The organism is Streptococcus sp. 477, assembly GCF_013277295.1.
In the GTDB taxonomy this organism is placed as follows: domain Bacteria; phylum Bacillota; class Bacilli; order Lactobacillales; family Streptococcaceae; genus Streptococcus; species Streptococcus pseudopneumoniae.
This window is the reverse complement of record NZ_VMMQ01000079.1, coordinates 1-18,984: the sequence shown is the minus strand read 5'-3', so window position 1 is coordinate 18,984 and position 18,984 is coordinate 1. Positions and strand designations below refer to the sequence as shown.

Below are 18,984 nucleotides of genomic sequence, written 5' to 3'. Positions count from 1 at the left end.
TTGAGGTTGTAGATGAAGCGACGCTGACGTAGTTTGAAGAGATTTTCTAAGAGTATTAAACGGCTAGGTCAAACTTCAACTGCGGCTTAACAGGGTCATAATCTACCAACTCAAAATTCTCTGCTTTAATATCAAAGAAATTGGTCCCATCTGGAACATTCAAGACCAAACGAGGTTGGCAGTTTGACGGCTCCCGACGAAGCAATTCCTCTGCTTGTTCAAATTGATTGTCATAGATATGGAGGTTGTTGATGAAGTAGAAGAACTTCCCAACCTTCCAGCCAAAATGTTTGGCAATCATCATCTGCAAAGCCACATACTGCATAGCGTTGATGTGGTGGGCCACCAGCATATCATTGGAGCGCTGGGTCAAGGTCGCATCCAGATAGATTTCCCCATCAACACGCCGAACATCAAACATGGTCTGAAAGGCGCACGGGAGCAGCCCATCTGTTTCTTCGAAAGCTTGGTAATCCCAGAGCGAAATAATATTGCGGCGGTTCCAAGGATTGGTTTCCAACTGTTTGAGAAGCTTATTGATAATGTCGTGTTTCTTAACAACAGCACCATAGCGCTCACCAATGGTTCCCGTGTCTCCAACTTCCCAGTCATTCCAGTAGTGAACATTGTACTTGTCATTAAGCACTTCTAAGCTATTTGACTGGTCTTGGTAAATCCAGAGAACTTCTTTGATGGCGGATTTGATTGCAATGGGACGCAAGGTTGTGATAGGAAATTCTCCTTTAGATAAGTCGTACTCGGAAAAGGCACCAGTTACATACTTGGAATTAGCAACAGTCCCATCCTTGTACTTAGGACGAGCCTGCTCTGAGAAAACACCTTCCTTTAGAATGCGTTCAATATTCTCTTTAAAAATCGTATCTGCTTTTGTCATTTCGTTTCACCTCATTCATTGTCCTAACTAGTATAGCATAAAAAATAAAAGAGGAACATTACTAACTCTAGGTTAGCATTTTTCCTCTTTTATTATTTTATTGCAATACAAGTGATGCTGCTCCGATAACCCCAGCGTCATTTCCTAGAGTTGCAAGAGCCAATTTAGTAGATGTGCGCACTTGTGGGAAAGTATTTTCGTCATAGACTTTTTGAACACCTTGTAGAAGGAATTCTCCCGCAGCTGACACACCACCACCGATGACGATTGTTGATGGGTTGAGGATTGAACCGATGTTGGCACAAGCGATTCCCAAGTAACGTGAGAAGTTACGGTAAACGATCAAGGCAAGGTCGTCTCCTTCTTTTGCGAGACCAAAGACAGTCTTAGCAGTTACTTCTTCTCCGTTATCAATCAAGCGTTTCAAGGCTGCATCGCCTTCGTATTCATCCGCATAGCGACGAGTCAAGTTGACAATTCCTGTTGCTGAAGCAACTGTCTCAAGGCAACCTTTCTTACCGCAAGTACATGCGATTGGTTGATCAAAGTCAACAGTGATGTGACCAAGCTCACCTGCTGCACCAGCCACACCGTGAAGCAATTTGCCTTCTGCGACGATACCGCCACCAACACCTGTACCAAGTGTCATAAAGACAACGTCTAGTTGATTATCTCCAGCACCCATCCAGCGCTCACCAAGAGCTGCCACGTTGGCATCATTATCGATGAAGAATGGAATACCCAAGGCTTTTTCAATCTTTTCTTTAATTGGTTGAAGAGTTTTCCAGTTGAGGTTGTAGGCACCGATAACAGTCCCTTTTTCACGGTCAACCACACCTGGTGACCCCATTCCAATACCTTGGAAATCCGCTGCCACCAATCCAAGCAAGTCCAAACGGTGTTGAATAGACTCAATCATATCATCTACGATATGACTTCCCTCATCCAAAATGTTAGTCTTGATAGACCATTTTCCTTGGATTTCTCCTGCTGTTGTTAAGATTGCAAATTTGATAGAAGTTCCACCAAGGTCAATCCCAATAATCTTTTGACTCATCATACTCTCCTTTTTCATTGTCTAGTAATTGAAAATGCTTACAGTACTAGTATAACAAATTTCAGTCATTTATGCAAAGGTTTGCATTTAGCTAATATAGATTTTTAATCCAGATAATCTCCACCATCAAATCCATAGTATTCCTCCAGTGTCAAACCACTTGCAGCAATCTCTTTTGCTTCTTTTCCAATGTAACGTAAATGCCATTCCTCATGCATATAGCCTGTGACACTCTCTTTTCCACGGGGATAGCGAACAACAAAACCATAGTCTGGTGCATAATCCAATAACCATTGAGCCGCACCAGCATCTTCAACTAATTGACCATCTGTGCCAATCACATCAAAAGCAAGTCCTGTCTGATGTTCGCTATATCCAGGACGGGCGGAATAACGATCCGCAGCAGCCTGACCCTCTTGGTTCACATAACTTTGATATAATTGTGCTTGAGTTGCATAACTTCTAAAGCCACTATAATTATCGCTAATAGCGTATCCTTCCTTCTGCATCTGTGCAATCAGTTTTAAAAAGGCTGCTTTTGCAGTAGCATTTTCACCTGGATAGTAATCTTTAGACATAGGATAATGTTTATTGGCAACTATGATTTCATCATACTTTCCTTGAAGGCTATAATAAGAACCTTTATTGCTTACTTTTGAATTAGCTTTCCACAAACCAGTCGCACCAACATAATAACGTCCACCATCAACCCATTCATTGACAGCCATTTTACCATCTGATTTTAGATAATAATTCCCTTGCCATGTATTATAAGCATAAGATCCATCTGATGTCAAATAATACCAAGTTTGGTAAGAAGAGTCATAAACCCATTCACCTTTAGCCATTTTACCATCTGATTTCAAATAATAGTTTCCTTGCCATGCACTATAAGCATAAGATCCATCTGATGTCAAATAATACCAAGCTTGATAAGAATCATCATAAACCCATTCACTTTTGGCCATCTTACCATCTGATTTCAAATAGTAATTTCCTTGCCATATACTATAAGCATAAGAACCATCTGATTTCAAATAATACCAAGCTTGATAAGAAGAGTCATAAATCCATTCACTCTGTGACATTTTACCATCAGCTTTCAGGTAATAGTTTCCCTGCCATGCATTTTTCACTAGATTTCCATTTCCATCAAAATAGTACCAAGCACCGTCCTGCTTAACCCAACCACTTGCTGTGGATGAAGTTGTATCAGTTTGAGTTGTAGCCGCTTGTTTTGCTTTAAAAGCACCCTTAGGAGCATTTTTCAATTCGCAAGCCACACCGTCATGATCACGGTATAACTTGGCAGAATAACCGGGGTCTCCCTCATGAATATCCGCGTATCCATTCGCCCAAGCTTCCTTACAACTCGAAAAATGAATGTTTTCCTCTGCTAACACAGGTTGTGAAAACAAGGCTAAAATTGACAACGTCACCAGACTCATTTTTAAAAATAGACGTTTGTTCATTACTTTCTCCTCTAACGATGTTATCGATTTCAATATTATTTTATCAAACTTATTTCAGCAATTCAAGGAAACTTCTGGTCTTTTCTACAAACTCCTTTGGTTTTTCCTTATTCAAGACATGAGGGCCATCTGGGATAATCTGAAATTGGGATTCTGATATTAGTTTATGAAGACTTCTCATAGAACTAAGATTCGGTTTATCTTTGCTGCCACAAATTAGTAAGGTTGGATAGGGGCAATTCCCTGCTATATCCGTTAAGTCAAGTGTCTTCAATTCTTTGGAAATACCTATTATAAAAGTCTTGTCTGCTCCCTGTTTTTCAAATACTCTTTTGGGAAGTAGTTTAAAAATCAGCAACTGAAGATAAAATAGGATATTCCCTGCTAATTTAAGCGGGCATCCTGACAGAATCAAAGCTCGAAGATTTGGTGAATCGTAACTGGAAAGTTCTAGTGTCAGGGCAGCACCTAAGGACAATCCAATCAAAACAAAAGGTTCTGTCTCTTGAGCTAGGTGCTGATAAACTCGCTCTTTAGCTTGTTGATAGTTACTAACTCCAGAAGGAAATAACTCGATAGCCTCAGAAGGATAATCTGTCAGTAGATTCCGAACTTCTTTCCAAGACTCTGCTGACTGCCCTAACCCATGCAAAAATATCAATTTCATCTAGTTCTCCTCAAGGCTTAGTTCATACAAGCCTCTCACTGCATTACAGCCGTAAATAGCTTCTGCTTGGATTAAATCTGCCAAGGTCAAGACTTTCTCTTCTACCTGTCCTGTTTCCAGCAAATGCTGACGGTAAATTCCTGGCAAGATTCCAAGTCGGATAGGCGGTGTGTAGAGTTTCCCAGCAATTTTCAAAACCAGATTTCCGATAGAGGTTTCAAGCAGTTCTCCTGACTTATTGTAGTAAATGATCTCTTGCTCCCCTAAACTCAAGTATGGTCTATGAGTCGTTTTAAAGTGGGTAAAAGCTTGCTGCAAATTGGCTTCTTGCAGACAAAGTTTAGCCTGGCAGAACTGTGGACTAAGGGGTGTTAATACTTGACGATTGACTTCTATCTCTCCAGATTTGCTAAGGCTGATTCGCAAGCGGTAATCTTGATTAGCATCACAAGTCTGACACTCTTCTTCAATCTTTTGTCTCAAAATTTCTGGGTCAAAAGGAAAGGCAAAATATCGACTAGCTTTTCTCAGTCTTTCTATATGTTGATTCTCAAACAGCAAGTTCTTCTGGCTGATTTTCCCAGTCGTAATCAGCTGAAAACGAGCTTGTTTACGATAGAGAACAGCTGCCTTTTGATGAACTTCACGGTATTCAGATTGCCAGGTGCTATCCCATGTAATACCTCCGCCAACTCCATAGATGGCTTTCCCTTGATGCAGTTGAATAGTCCGGATAGCAACATTGAAAATCCGTCGTCCATTTGGAAGCAAGAGACCAATCGTTCCACAGTAGACTCCGCGTGGTTGAGGCTCTAAATTTTTGATAATCTCCATAGTCGCAATTTTCGGAGCTCCTGTGATGGATCCACAAGGAAAGAGAGAGCGAAAAATGGTAATCAAGTCAACATCTGCTCGCAACCGACTCTTGATGGTCGAAGTCATCTGCCAAACAGTTGAATACTGTTCCACTTGGCACAGACGCTCCACATGCTCACTCCCCACTTCAGAAATACGGTTCATATCATTGCGCAAGAGGTCCACAATCATCATATTTTCAGAGCGATTTTTAGGGTCCTCTTCCAACCAACTGGCCTGCTCCAAGTCTTCTTTGTCAGTCATGCCACGCTGAGTCGTTCCCTTCATTGGTCGTGTTGTCAATTCGCGGTCATTTTGCTCAAAAAAGAGCTCTGGGCTCATGGAAATTACTGCCATATCGTCATGTTCCACATAGGCATTGTAGCCCGCCTCCTGCTCTACCACCATGCGATTGTAAATGGCAAAAGGATTGGCACTTAAGTCCTGCTTGAGTTGGACGGTGTAGTTGACCTGATAGGTGTCTCCCTGACGCAAATGATGGTGAATTTGGGCAATTGCCTTTTCATAGTCTGCTGCAGACGTCACTTCCTGCCAATTTGAGGGCAAATCAATATCCTCATAAGTCAGAGGAATAGGGGAAGTTTCTACGCTATCATGAACAGTAAAGTAAAGCAGGTACTCTCCCAGTAGGGGATCCTTGTGAACTGCTAATTTTTCCTCAAAAGCAGGTGCAGCCTCGTAGCTGACATAGCCCACCACATAATAACCTTGCTCTTGGTAGCTTTCCACTTGTCCCAGCAAGGCTGTTACTTCCGCTAAATCTCTTGTCTTTAACTCTTTGATAGGCTGGGTAAAGATGTATCTCTCCCCCAAAGCCCTAAAATCAATCACTGTTTTTCTATGCATACCTTAAGTATAGCATAAAAAGGCAGATACAGACAAAGCTGATCTACCTTTTTACTCATCTATTTAATACAATCTATGCTTTAAAAAGTTTTCCTGAGAATCCGTCTGATTTTTGAAGAAGTTGTTTATAAACTTTTTCTTTAAGTCTAACAGTATTGTCGAATTTATTCCCTTGCAAATCTTTTTCAACAGCTTCGTTGAATAATTCTTTAAGTCTAGCGTAAGTCGAAATTTTCTCACCATCGATTTCGATTTCAACAAAACCGTTCTGAGCTTTATCGTATACTTCTTTATACCATTCTTTCTTCCAAGCTTCAAGTGATTTGAATTTACCACCAGAAACTTTATCGATAATGAAGTCATCACCTAGACCTTTATGTCCCGCTTTTTGAGATTCTTGTTTATATTTATTCGAAGCATAACCTAGGAAACCATTTAAGTACCCGAAATAACCCCACATACGGAATGTGTTATGCTTGAAGGAGATAGAACCAACAGCACTTTGACTTGTATTACCACCGTAAATACCAGCCATCATACTTACTGTTTGATATGCCGTATCAAAACCTTCGGCGCGATAGTATTTGTTATCAGGCATATTATGTTTCGTTACATAATTACCATCTACAAGGTCATCAATACTTGTCAATTTCTTCTTATTCTCTTCGTCATTCAAGTTACGAAGCAAGTCCCATTGGTGTGGTTGCCCAACTAATCCATTTCGGTCAGCTTTTTCACGCCATTTTTTGTCCATCTTCTTGAACCACTTGTCGTTAGTTCCTTGGTTTTTAGCGATAACAGCATCAGCCTCTAAATGGTCAAGCATCATAAGCGCTTCATTGTAGTTCTTCATGTAATGGTCAATCTTCTCACGACTGTCTAACAATCTAGGATTGTAATTGTACCATTGTTTACCGTCATTTGGTCGTTCATAAGCCATATTAAGACCTAATGCACCATAATCCCCATTTGAACTTGTCACAGCCGGTGATTGCAACATACCTTGAGCAAACGCTTCTACGTCAGTACCTTCACGGTGTCGCCATCCACCTAAATATGCCATACGGTCATTAATGTGTGTCGTTTCATGCGTAAACGCAGATGTACCGAAATCTGTAATCATGCTCGATAAGATATAGTATACCGCTTCTGAATTTTGTGGATTATCAAAGATATATGCGTATGCCCCCGTACCATTATTTCCATGCCATTTACCTGTAGGTCCATAGAACTCACGAACTGGTGCATAATCACCATTTTTATGGTGACCCATGCGATCTGACCAACCATATCCCCAAACATCTTGACTATCCCAGATTGCTGATGGAACCATATTTTCAGATTTGAGCAATCTATCACGTACATTGTCAGCAGCAAGTCTAGACCAGAAGTCTAAGTAATTGATTTGCTCTTGCGCACGTAAATCAATTTGTTTTTTGAACTCTTCACGTTCTGCTTCTGTGTTCTTATTATATTTCTCAAACGAACTAAACGCTAATGTGTTATACGTAGAAATCAAGAACATATGAGCTTTCTTCGTGGTCAATAATGGTAAGATGTATTTACTATGCTCACCATTATTAATGTTTTCATACAAACGATATTTTTTGCCAGCAAATAATGGATTTGAAGATTGTTTTTCAACAATATAGTTGGTATTCGATACAGCTTTTTTATACCAAGTATTGATGTCAGTTTCTTCTGTGAATAAACGCATATTATAGTTTAAGAAACCGTTTAACTCACCGATACCAATCGTTCCACCAATTACTTCACGATAAGCTTCTAACGTTCTGTTACCTTTAATATTGTGTTCTCTTGAACCAACTCTAATCAAGAAGTCCAAGACACTAACATTCTTACCATAGAAGTCCGGTTTGAACATCATAATATCCTTCATAGACTTTTCATCATATTTGAATCCATAGTAGCGATTTAGATAAGTAAGACCCATCATAATCTTAGCTTTATTATCTTCTACTTTTTTAAGAAGAGCTTTCATAGCAGCATCGTCTCTATTTAACTGATGATCTTCATTTTCCACTAAAGCTTTAACAAGTTTATCAAGATTTCCTCGAACCTCTTCAAAACTTTCTTCAAGGAACAGATTTTTAATGTAATTATTCTTATGATTCTCACTGTTTTCCTCAGCTCTATTACGTTTATCCATAATATCTCTTACTTCAGGAGAAATTAGATCAAATGATGACAATTTAGCTTTAATATCACTAATTAACTGAGTTCTATCTTTATCAACCATATTTGGTGTGTAGACAATATCATCTAATCCAGAAATACTATATTCACGAACTTGTGCTACTTTAGAATCCTTAGATGTAACGCCCATTTCTTCTTTTGTACTATCCGCGTAGTGAATCATAATCTTATCAACATCAGATAAATCAGTTACAAATCGACCGTCTTTCATACCTGTAACAGATAATACTTCTTTAGTTAATAGGTTTGATCCCGTTGGAATCTTATTTCCTTGGTTTACAATCCATTCTTTATTGTAGAACGGTTGAAGTTTTTCGATATTACGGTAGGCAAGTTCACGAGATGCATCATAATCTTGAGTATCTTTATAAGTATCAGCTTTTGGTTTAGTATTGTTAAGTTTCTCTTCAATAAGAGGTTTAATTTCGAATTTATCAGCAGTAATTCCGAATGACTCTATTTTCTTGTTTGCTTCTTCCAAGCTGATTTCTTGGATTCGATTACTACGAGAACCCTTAAATGAGTGAGAACCTTCACTCACATCTTTAACAACGTAGTTTCTTTCAATCCAGTTTCTTGTATAGTATCCATCTTCTGCTTCTAAATCTCTAGATCCATAGAATTCTTCACCGTTTTTAACTTTCATCATTGAGACTGTATCAGCAACACGCCCCCATGTCCAGTTTTTACTAATGAATCCACCAACATCAACAGGATTTTTCACGTTAATAGTACCTTTAGTAACAGCGTTGCGAACAGATGCATACTTATCAATTCCATTAGGATCAGAACCGTTATCTGTTCTAGCAACAAGTCCACCTACACGTGCTTTATCTGCGGTAATATCAGCATCTACATATGCGTGTTTAATATTTCCTCTCCAAAGTTCTCCGGCAATACCACCGATATCCCAAGGTCTATTACCAACTCCTGTTAGTTTACCAATAAAAGCAACATTTTTAAGAAGCCCACCTATGTCTCCCTTATTAACAATACCAGCAATACCATCTTTACCTAGAATGCTACCTGTTACTTTAACATTTTCTACAGTACCATTTTTAAGTGCTCGCGATAGTGCTGAAATATTTTCAATCCAAGGCATATTAATATTAACATTACCTAAATTAATGTTTTTAACTGTTCCACCTTCAATGTTATCAAATAACTGACGAGCCATATTGTGGATTGTGTATTGTTTACCATCCACACTTGTTAAAGTCCCACTGAATTTACCAGGAACATATTGTTTATTTGGTGTTGGTACATTAGCTGCATTCAAGTCTGCACCAAGTTTGAACTCACCGCTAGGGTTAGCTTGCATATCTTTTACAAGCTCATTGAAGTTGTAGTAAACATTACCTTCTTTTGCTTTTTGTTTTTCAAAGTAATGAACATACTCTTCGCTAAGTGTGTTATCAGCATTACGTTGAACTAAGTCTGGTGCTTTGGCAGTAACTTTATATAAAGTTTTTCCGTCTTTTTCTACTTCTTCAATCTTGTCAACAGCAAGTCTTGTAACTTTGTTGTCATGAGTTGTAACTCGTAGGTAAAGTGAAGCAACATTCGTTGGGTTTTCTGAAAGTAAACTTGAGTCAGTTTCAACACCTGCATCGTCAACACTTATTAAGCTTGTTTCTTTAATATTTTTAATTTCAACTTTTTTAAGGTCTAATTGTATTTGTTTATCTTCTAATGTTTCAGTTTCTTCTTGACCATTACCTCTATCATAAACCATAGTAGTAGATAGAGTATACTCTTTGAAGTATTCTACATTGTCTAATAACGCATTTAGATTATTTTCTGTTAGATTCACAGTCTTAACAACTTGTCCATCTTTTTTCAGGGTAGCTGTGATTGATTTAATTTTTGTCTTAGTTGGATTCTCTAGAGAATACTTAGCAACTACTTCTTTATCTAATACTTTCTTATCAGTATTTACAAATTTTAATACTGGTTTTTCAGTTAATGGAGCTAAGTTTTTGATAGCTTCTTCTAATTTTTCGGTAGCTGCATTAACTTTGCTTTGAGTAGTAGCATCATCTGCATTTACAGATTTTGCTGCTGTAAGAGTGTCTTCTAAAGATTTCCATGTTTGAGTAGTGTATTCTTCTTTACGTTTGCTGTTAGCTGTGTTAATAGCCGTTTGTAATGCAGTTTTATCTACAGCAAGAGCTTTAATAGCGTCTTGAAGAGCTTGAGTAGCCGCATCTATTTCACTTTGTTTAGGAAGAGGAGTAGTTCGGCTGTTGATTTCTTTTGCTTTTATTTCAGCATTTTTGAAGTCATTCCAAGTTGTTGGACTGTAGTCAGCTTCTTGTTTAGTTTCTGCTCTTGTTATTTGTTCTTGTAATTTTGTTTTATCAACAGTAAGAGCATCGATAGCAACTTTAAGTTTTTCAGTTGCATCCTTGATTTGAGCTTGAGTAGCTTTGTCGTTGTCTTTTACAGCTTGAGCGTCAGTTTTCGCTTCTTCTAGAGCGCTCCAAGATACAGTACTGTAGTCAGTAGCAGTCTTAGACTGAGCATCAGCAAGTTGTTTTTCAAGTTCAGTCTTATCTGTAGTTAAATCAGTGATAGCCGCTTTCAGTTTTTCGTCAATGTGATTTACTTCGCTTTGTTTGGTTGCTGGGTTGCTTGTAACTTCTTCAGCTTCAGCTAGTACAGTTTGAAGATTTGCCCAAGTTGCATCGCTGTAGTGTTCTTTAGTTTTTGATTTCGCATCAGAGATAGTTTTGTTTAAGTCTGTTTTATCAACGCTTAGAGCGTCAATAGCAGCTTTAAGTTTTTTAGTAGCTTCGTCGATTTGAGCTTGAGTAGCGGTAGCCTTATCTTTTACAGTTTGAGCGGCATTTTTCGATTCTTCTAGAGTGTTCCAAGATGTAGTACTGTGGTCAGCTTGAGTTTTTTCGTTTACAAGATTCAGTTGTTTTTCAAGTTCAGTCTTATCTGTATTTAATCCAGCAATAGCAGCTTTAAGTTTTTCGTCAATGTGATTTACTTCGCTTTGTTTTGTTGCTGGGTTGCTTGTAACTTTTTCAGCTTCGGCTAATACATTTTGAAGGTTTGTCCAAGATGCATCACTGTAGTGCTCTTTAGTTTTTGATTTCGCATCTTCGATAGTTTTGTTTAAGTCTGTTTTATCAACAGTAAGAGCGTCGATAGCATCTTTAAGTTTAGCTGTCTCGCTATCTACTTCAGGTTGTTTTACAGAGTCAGAAGCATATACACCTTTTGCAGCTTCTAAAACAGATCCAAGAGCATTGTAACTTGCTGTAGAATAATCAGTAGGAGAAACTGAACTAGCTTTATCAATTTGATTCTTTAACTCACTTTTATCAACTGGTTCTTTAGTACCAACACCCTTTATTTCATCTACTGGATTGGTTGTTATTGTATCCTCTAGTACTTTACTGGACTGTCTACCATCAGTAGTAGTGACTTCAGTTAAAATAGTGCGTTCGCCAGCAACACCTTCTCGAATAACCCTTGTTTTTCCCTTAGCGAGGTTCTCATCATCTTGCTCAACTGTCTTAAAAGGCACAGGCTCTTTAGTTACTATAACTTCAGACTTAACCTCTATTACATTTAACACACCTTCTTCAGGAGTTGTTTTATGTTCTACTGCTGGCTGTTCTACTTTTGTTTCTTCATTCTGATGTTCTGCTGGTTGAGCAGCTGGTGAAGTTTCTGTTGGTTGACTTTCTGGTTCAACTTGAGCTTCTACTGGTTGTTCTTCTTGTTTCGGTATTTCTTCCGCAGTCTTCTCTTCTTTAGAAGCTTCTGGTTGCTTTTCTGGCGCGACTGGTGCCTTTTCGCCTTCACTTGGCGCGACTGGTTCACCTGCTTGTTCAACTTTTGGTTCCTCAGCTGGTTCCGTTTGTTTTTCTACAGCAGGCGTTTCCACTTTTAGTTCTTCAACAGGTTGATTAGAAGCCTCATCTCTTGTTTCTACTACTTCTGGCTGTGCATCTTCTTGTTTCGGTGTCTCTTCCGATACCTTATCCTCTTTAGGATCTTCTGGTTGTGATGATTCTTTTGGTATCCTTGGCTGCTCCGGTTGTGTAGGTTGCACGGGTTGTTCTGGGACTTTTGGTTGTTCTACTGGAGTTGCAACTTTTGATTCCTCAGCTGGTTTGTCTGATGGTTGACTTTCCGATTTGACTGGTGCTGGTTCTGCTGAATCTTCTTTCCCCTCTTCTACTTTAGGAAGGGTTTCGTCAGTAGGTTTTACCTCCGATTTTGGTTCTTCCTTTGGATTTTCTTCTGTTTTAGGAGCTTCCTCTGTCTCTACTGCTCGGTTTTCTGGCTTAGCTTGCTCCTGATTTGTTGTTACTTGGGGATTCTCAACTTCGACCACAGTTACCTCTTCAGGTTTAGCTGAGTCTTCTTCTAAAACAGTGTCCAAGCCAAGCGTTTTGAGGATGTCACCTGATAGATAACCAACATAACGATAACCATCCATTTCAACAACACCCTCTCGACTAGCCGGTGCTAGAGTAGCAACTGGATCTACAGCTCCTGCACTAGGAAGGACTACCAATCCCATAGCTCCAACTAGAAAGACGCTGGCAATTTTCTTTCTCTTGTAGATTAAAAGCAAGCTCCCAACAGTCAGCAAACCAAAAGCTGTCAAAACAGATGCTTCTGTCCCTGTTTGTGGCAGCTGATTTTTTTGATACACCAAACCATAAACAAGTTCATTTCCATCAGGCTTTCCTGTCTGGATTAAATCTTTAGCTTCTTGTGAAATAACCTCTTTATCTACATAGTGATAGGTGGCTGCGTCCACTACAGAAGGAGCCATCAAAAGGCTTCCAAGAAATACAGAACCTACAACTCCCTTAATCTTACGAATTGAAAAACGGTCTTTTTTAAACACTTTCATCTCCTTTATTTATTCTCACGACTTTCTGATAGAATCTTGCGGATAGTGCGCACGCGCACCTCCGATTAATTTTGGACGACTAGCCAGCGCCGTTACATGGGCATGACCAATCTCTCTCAAAAGAGGGCGAATCGGAACCTGAACATGCTTGACATGCATACCAATTGCAGTATCTCCGATATCCAATCCAGCATGAGCCTTGATAAATTCAACCTCAACTGGATCTTGCATAAACTTAAAGGCTGCCAATTGACCTGAACCTCCTGCATGGAGAGTAGGAAGGACACTGACGATTTCCAGACCAAACTGCTCTGCCACCTGACGTTCAACGACGAGAACCCGATTGACATGCTCACAGCCTTGAACAGCTAGATGAATTCTTTTTTCTTCTAGGAGATCTAGGATGGTCTTCACAATGATTTCGCCAATTTCTTGGCTGGATTCCTTGCCAATCTGACCACCTATCACTTCACTAGAGGAAAGACCCAAAACAAAGATAGAGCCTTGTTTCAAATTGGCCTTTTCTAAAACATCTTTCACTATCTGACGTGTTTCTCTTTGAATCTGTGTCTCGTTCATCTCTGCCACCTCTTTTGTCACTATCTATCATACCGTTTTTTCTTGTTTTTAGCAAGATAGACGACCTGGAAAGCTTGCCCAATTACGCATAAAACTCCCAGAATTGACTGGGAGTTAACTAGTTTCTATTCTATTTATGTATATTTCAACCGTCGTTCCTTTGTCGGGTGCAGAATCAATCTTCATCTGGTAATGTTCTCCAAAATGAAGTTTGAGACGCTGATCGACATTTTGAAGACCAACTCCCCCACGTTTGAGTTGACTTTGACTACTATCACCAGCATCTTGGAAGCCAACTCCATCATCCTCAATGCGGATGACCAAGCCTGTATCCTGTTTCTGGACAGAAACTCTAATATGTCCCTGACCTTCCTTCTCCTTGATGCCATGGTAAAGAGCATTTTCCACCAGAGGTTGCAAAACCAACTTGGGCAAGACTAGGTTATCAAAGGCAGGATTTTCAGCAATCTCGTATTCCAGCTTATCTCCATAGCGTTGTTTCTGGATAAAGAGATACTGGCGGACATGATTGATTTCATCAGACAGGCAAATCAAGTCCTTACCTTGATTGAGTGCCAAGCGGAAATAGGTCGCCAAGGACTTGGTCACCTGAACCACTCGCTGACTATCCTGAAATTCAGCCATCCAGATGATGGTATCCAAGGTATTATAGAGGAAATGAGGGTTAATCTGGCTTGATAGGGCTTGAAGTTGGTACTGACGGGTCGTTTCTTCCTGGCTACGAATAGCTACCATCAACTGATCAATCTGATCCAACATGGCATTAAATTGGCGAGTTACTTCTCTCAGTTCATAGGCACCAACTTCCTTGGCACGAAGATTTTGAGCACCAGAAGCAATTTCCAACATGGTTTCTCTCAAGTCCCTTAAAGGAGCAATCCAGCGTTTGAGACTTAACCAAACCAAGAAGAGACAGACAAGAAGAGATGTGACACTTGCCCCAAGCAAGGTCCACATGAATTGACTCCGAACCTGGTCTAACTTCTCCAGCGAAGACACGCCAAGCACCGTCCAATCAGTTCCTGCAATCTTTTCCTGACTGACGTAGGATTGGTGATCTAGCGTATAGCCCTGACCTGTCTCGATATAGGGTTTCATGGCCTCCATTTCGCTAGACGAACTATAAACTGTGTGTTGAGGATGGTAGACAAATTCATGGTTTTCATTGATAATGAAAGCAAAGCCCTGCTGCCCCAACTGGAGTTGGTTGAGATAGGCTTCCAGAGTTTCGTAGGAAATATCCAAGCGAAGCACGCCAAGATTGCCCCCCTTTGCATCAAGAAGTTCTTGAGTGACAGAAATGACCCATTGACTATCTGATTTACGAGCTGGAGTCAAAACGGGCATGGCTCCCTGATGAATGGCCTTTTGGTACCAATCCTCAGCCATCATATCTGAAGAAGTTTTCATCTGAACACTGTCATCTGTAGAAATGACCTGACCAGATTTGGTCACCAAAACCACTGCTTTCAAGTCCTGGTCTGCCTTTAAGATGGTCAAAAATAGATCTCGGATTCCCTTGACCTTATCTTGACTGGGATTCTCAGCATAGGCTAGGACATCCGTCTGCTGGGTCAAACCGGTCGAGGTGGTTTCTAATTTTTTAATATAAGACTGAATAAAGTGGCTAGTCTGGCTGATGGTCGTTTGGCTATTGCCTTCAATGGTGGCCTCAATGGCTGAAGAACTTGATTGATAGTAGAAAGTTCCAACCAGAGCTAGGAGAATGAGAAAGACCAGAAAGATGGAAATAACCATTCTAACTAAAAGAGAAGAACGCTTCATCGGTCTTCTCCCTTCTTAAACTGACGAGGTGTCACACCTGCAATCTGCTTAAAACGTTGGGTAAAATAGTTCATATCTTCAAAACCAACCTTCTCTGCAATCTCATAAATCTTCAGATCTGTAGTTAAAAGCAAGAGCTTGGCTTGTTTAACACGTTCTCTCACCAGATAATCCTGAAAAGGCAAGCCCAACTCTTTCTTAATCAAGGAACTCAGATAGGTCGGACTAAAACCTAAGTCACTGGCTAAAGACTTTAAACTAAATTGGCTATCAGCCAGATGAGACTGGATTTTCTGGGCCATGTTTCCTTCAAACCTATTAGTCAATAAATCTTGTAACTGCTCTTCTTTCTCTTCCTTGTCTAGTTTTTGTTTGATTTTCCCCAACATTTCCTCAATATCCTGACGAGAAAAGGGTTTGAGCAGGTAGTCGTCCACACCTAGTTTGACAGCAGACAAGGCATAATCAAAATCATCGTAACCTGTTAAAAAGACCAAATGAACCTGAGGATAGGTTTCTCGTACCAGACTGGCCAACTGGATGCCATTTAGATGAGGCATGTTGATATCGGTTAAAATGATATCTGGCACCTGCTTTTGGATCAATTCCCAAGCCTGCCTTCCATTTTCAGCCTGACCGATGATTTCCATATCGTAGGCTGCTACATTGACCAGTTTAGTCAAACCTTGTCTTACCAGATATTCATCTTCTACAATTAAGATTGTATAGGTCATGCTTCTCTCCTTTACCACTTACTAGTATCAGTATAGCAAAATTCTCCTCTCACTGCTTAGGAAAGACTTCTTATACTCAATGAAAATCAAAAAGTAAACTAGGAAGCTAGCCACAGGTTTCTCAAAGTACCGCTTTGAGATTGTGGATAGAGAGACTGGGCAAAAAGTCTTTTAAATTAGAAAACGCATAGTATCAGATGTTAAAAATTCTTGATATTATGTGTTTTATTGTTAGAAAATTTGCTTTATTCTCTCCTCAAATTGAGTTTTTGCCCAGTCTCAACCCTACCCACGGCAAGGCGACGCTGACGTGGTTTGAAGCGATTTTCGAAGAGTATTAATCAACATAATCTAGTAAATAAGCATAGCCTTTTTCTTCCATTTGGTCTTTGGGAATAAAGCGGATAGAGAGGCTATTGATACAGTAGCGTAAGCCGCCCTTGTCCTGTGGACCGTCCGTAAAGACATGGCCAAGGTGAGAATCTCCTACTCGACTTCTCACTTCCATGCGCGTCATATTGTAGGACTTATCTTCCTTGTAGGTCACAACATCTGGACTGATTGGTTGGGTGAAACTAGGCCAACCACAACCAGACTCAAACTTGTCCTTTGATGAAAAAAGAGGTTCCCCAGTTGCTACATCCACATAGATACCAGATTCAAATTTATCCCAGTAGCGGTTTGAAAAAGCCCGTTCTGTTTGATTTTTCTGGGTAACTGCATATTCCTCAGGTGACAGGGTCTTTTTCAATTCTTCATCACTTGGTTTGGGATATTTGCTGGCATCAATGACGGGATAGGCAGCCTGATTGACATTGATATGGCAGTAGCCATTTGGATTTTTCTTGAGATAGTCTTGGTGGTAATCCTCTGCCACTACAAAATTCTTCAAGGTTTCCTTTTCAACTGCTAGAGGTTGATCGTATTTCTTAGCCACCTCATCAAAGACTTGGTTGATTACCTCCAAATCCTTGTCATCTGTGTAATAAACACCAGTACGGTACTGGGTTCCTACATCATTTCCTTGTTTATTTTTGCTAGTTGGATTGATAATGCGGAAGTAATGAAGCAGGATTTCCTTGAGGGAAATTTGATTAGCATCATAGGTGACATGAACAGTCTCCGCATGACCTGTTTGGTTAATCAATTCGTACTTGGTTGTTTCCCCTCTACCATTTGCATAGCCTGAAACGGAATCTGTTACCCCAGGAACTCGAGAAAAATACTCCTCAACTCCCCAGAAACAACCACCAGCTAGATAAATTTCGTGCAAATCTGCATCTTTACTAACTTCTGTTTTTTTCACTGTTTTTCCTCCTTGGCTAACTGCCGCTTTCTCAATTTGCGAGGCATCTGTCTGCCCTGCATTTCTCATCAATAGAAAATAGAAACCGGTTATGGCTAGAAAAAATACTCCTAGCAACATGATGATTTTTAACTTATCATTCATAGGACACCTCCTAGGCTAATTCCTTCAAAGTTTGTAAAATTGCATCTTTTTCCATGAAACCTGGTTGCGTTTTGACCAATTTTCCTTCACCATCTATAAAGGCTTGAGTTGGGTAAGAACGGACGCCATAAGTTTCCAAAAGTTTGCCTGATGGGTCAACTAGGACTGGGAAATTTTTATAATCTAAGCCCTTATACCAATTCTTAAAGTCCGCTTCAGATTGCTCCCCCTTATGTCCTGGTGACACTACTGTCAAGACCACATAGTCGTCGCCAGCTTCTTTAGCAATTTCATCCGTATCTGGAAGACTAGCCAGACAGATGGAACACCAAGAAGCCCAGAATTTGAGATAGACTTTCTTGCCCTTGTAATCAGACAAGCGGTAGGTCTTGCCATCTACTCCCATCAATTCAAAATCAGCCACCTCTTTCCCTTTAGCTGCGCTTGTTTTACTAGCTGTCTGCTCCGTCTTCATTTCATCTTTCGTTTGGTGTTCACTAGTCATGGACTTGCCTGAACAAGCCGTCAAACAAAGGAGCGAACCTGCTCCAAGAACACATGTTTGCCATTTTTTCATATTGATATTCCTTTCCATTTTATTCAAATAATTGACTTAAAATTGAAGCATTTCCAAACAGAACCAAGAGTCCCATCACAATAATGAGAAAACCACCCACTTTTTTGAGGATTCCGAGATAGGGATGAAGTTTTCGGAAATGTTTCAAAACATAACTAGAGGTCAGAGCTAGAAGCAAGAATGGTAGCGCCAAGCCCAACGTGTACACCAACATGAGACCCGCTCCCTGCCAAGCACCTGAGCCACCTGAAGCCGCCAAGGCCAAAACAGAGCCAAGAACCGGCCCCACACAAGGCGTCCAAGCAAAACTAAAGGTCAAGCCCAATAAAAATGCCTGACTATAGCCCTTACCATTTTGCCCCTGTCCTTGCAGTTGTAACCTCTTTTCCTTATAAAGCCCCTTAAAGTGTAGAATCTCCATCTGGTGCAAGCCTAAGAGAATGATAACCGCACCCGTCACATATTGAAACCAAGAAGCATAAAGCAAGTCGCCTAAAAAACCAGCTCCATAGCCCAACAAAATAAATATAAAGGAAATTCCTGCTATAAAGGCCAGAGTTCGTAATAAACTAACAACTGAGATGGAAAATTTGCCACTAGAAGCCTGAGCACTATCCTTATCATCTAGTAACACCCCTGCATAGACTGGTAACAAGGGTAAGATACAAGGAGAAAAGAAGGATAGAATCCCTGCCAAAAAGACACTTAGAAAAAAGAAAATATGACCCATAAAGTTCCTCCTATCATTTTATTGATAGATTTATTATACTCCTTCCATTTTCGAAAAAACAGGGACAATGATAGGGAAAAATAGGAATTTAATCAGATGATTTAGAAATCTTGGACAAAAACTATACAAAAACTGTCAAAGCACAAAAGCGCATAGTATCAAGGCTTTATAGAACCTTGATACTATGCGCTTT

The 18,984-nt window shown here is 39.9% G+C and carries 11 protein-coding genes and 2 pseudogenes; all 13 read right to left on the bottom strand.

Annotated elements, in window-relative coordinates; genetic code table 11:
• Positions 1 to 55: 55 nt before the first annotated feature.
• A complete protein-coding gene (locus HT691_RS09110) occupies positions 56 to 895 on the bottom strand; it encodes a thymidylate synthase (protein ID WP_138699211.1) in 840 nt (279 codons plus the stop codon).
• 97 nt (positions 896 to 992) lie between these two features.
• Complete coding sequence (locus tag HT691_RS09105) at positions 993 to 1,952, bottom strand: ROK family glucokinase (protein WP_172925349.1); 960 nt, start codon at positions 1,950 to 1,952, stop codon at positions 993 to 995.
• Positions 1,953 to 2,056: 104 nt separating this feature from the next.
• Positions 2,057 to 2,611 (bottom strand): annotated as a pseudogene (gene ldcB, locus HT691_RS11550) (LD-carboxypeptidase LdcB/DacB); the annotation flags it as partial.
• Positions 2,612 to 2,617: 6 nt separating this feature from the next.
• Positions 2,618 to 3,424: pseudogene (locus HT691_RS11545) on the bottom strand (N-acetylmuramoyl-L-alanine amidase family protein); the annotation flags it as partial.
• Between the two features lie 49 nt (positions 3,425 to 3,473).
• Positions 3,474 to 4,091, bottom strand: a complete 618-nt coding sequence (locus HT691_RS09095; RefSeq protein WP_119920120.1) for an alpha/beta hydrolase — start codon at positions 4,089 to 4,091, stop codon at positions 3,474 to 3,476.
• Positions 4,092 to 5,813 carry an aminodeoxychorismate synthase component I gene (pabB, locus tag HT691_RS09090; protein ID WP_166731504.1) on the bottom strand — a complete coding sequence of 574 codons (1,722 nt, stop codon included), beginning with the start codon at positions 5,811 to 5,813 and terminating at the stop codon, positions 4,092 to 4,094.
• A gap of 73 nt (positions 5,814 to 5,886) precedes the next feature.
• Positions 5,887 to 12,909: a ZmpA/ZmpB/ZmpC family metallo-endopeptidase gene (locus HT691_RS09085; RefSeq protein WP_172925347.1), complete on the bottom strand. Its 7,023-nt coding sequence runs from the start codon at positions 12,907 to 12,909 to the stop codon at positions 5,887 to 5,889.
• A 21-nt stretch (positions 12,910 to 12,930) separates the two neighbouring features.
• Positions 12,931 to 13,494 carry a TIGR01440 family protein gene (locus HT691_RS09080; RefSeq protein ID WP_031222745.1) on the bottom strand — a complete coding sequence of 188 codons (564 nt, stop codon included), beginning with the start codon at positions 13,492 to 13,494 and terminating at the stop codon, positions 12,931 to 12,933.
• A 114-nt stretch (positions 13,495 to 13,608) separates the two neighbouring features.
• Positions 13,609 to 15,300 (bottom strand): sensor histidine kinase, encoded by a 1,692-nt coding sequence (locus tag HT691_RS09075; RefSeq protein ID WP_166735847.1) that lies wholly within the window; start codon positions 15,298 to 15,300, stop codon positions 13,609 to 13,611.
• Positions 15,297 to 16,034, bottom strand: a complete 738-nt coding sequence (locus HT691_RS09070; protein ID WP_000222616.1) for a response regulator transcription factor — start codon at positions 16,032 to 16,034, stop codon at positions 15,297 to 15,299. The genes HT691_RS09075 and HT691_RS09070 overlap by 4 nt, the downstream gene beginning before the upstream one ends.
• Positions 16,035 to 16,371: 337 nt before the next feature.
• On the bottom strand, positions 16,372 to 17,484 hold the full coding sequence (gene msrB / locus HT691_RS09065; protein WP_050223117.1) for a peptide-methionine (R)-S-oxide reductase MsrB: 1,113 nt from the start codon (positions 17,482 to 17,484) through the stop codon (positions 16,372 to 16,374).
• 10 nt (positions 17,485 to 17,494) lie between these two features.
• Entirely contained in the window at positions 17,495 to 18,061 is a 567-nt protein-coding gene (locus HT691_RS09060; RefSeq protein ID WP_000759276.1) for a redoxin family protein, read from the bottom strand.
• Positions 18,062 to 18,080: 19 nt separating this feature from the next.
• Positions 18,081 to 18,791 carry a thiol-disulfide oxidoreductase-associated membrane protein CcdA2 gene (gene ccdA2, locus HT691_RS09055; protein WP_000509841.1) on the bottom strand — a complete coding sequence of 237 codons (711 nt, stop codon included), beginning with the start codon at positions 18,789 to 18,791 and terminating at the stop codon, positions 18,081 to 18,083.
• Between the last annotated feature and the right edge of the window lie 193 nt (positions 18,792 to 18,984).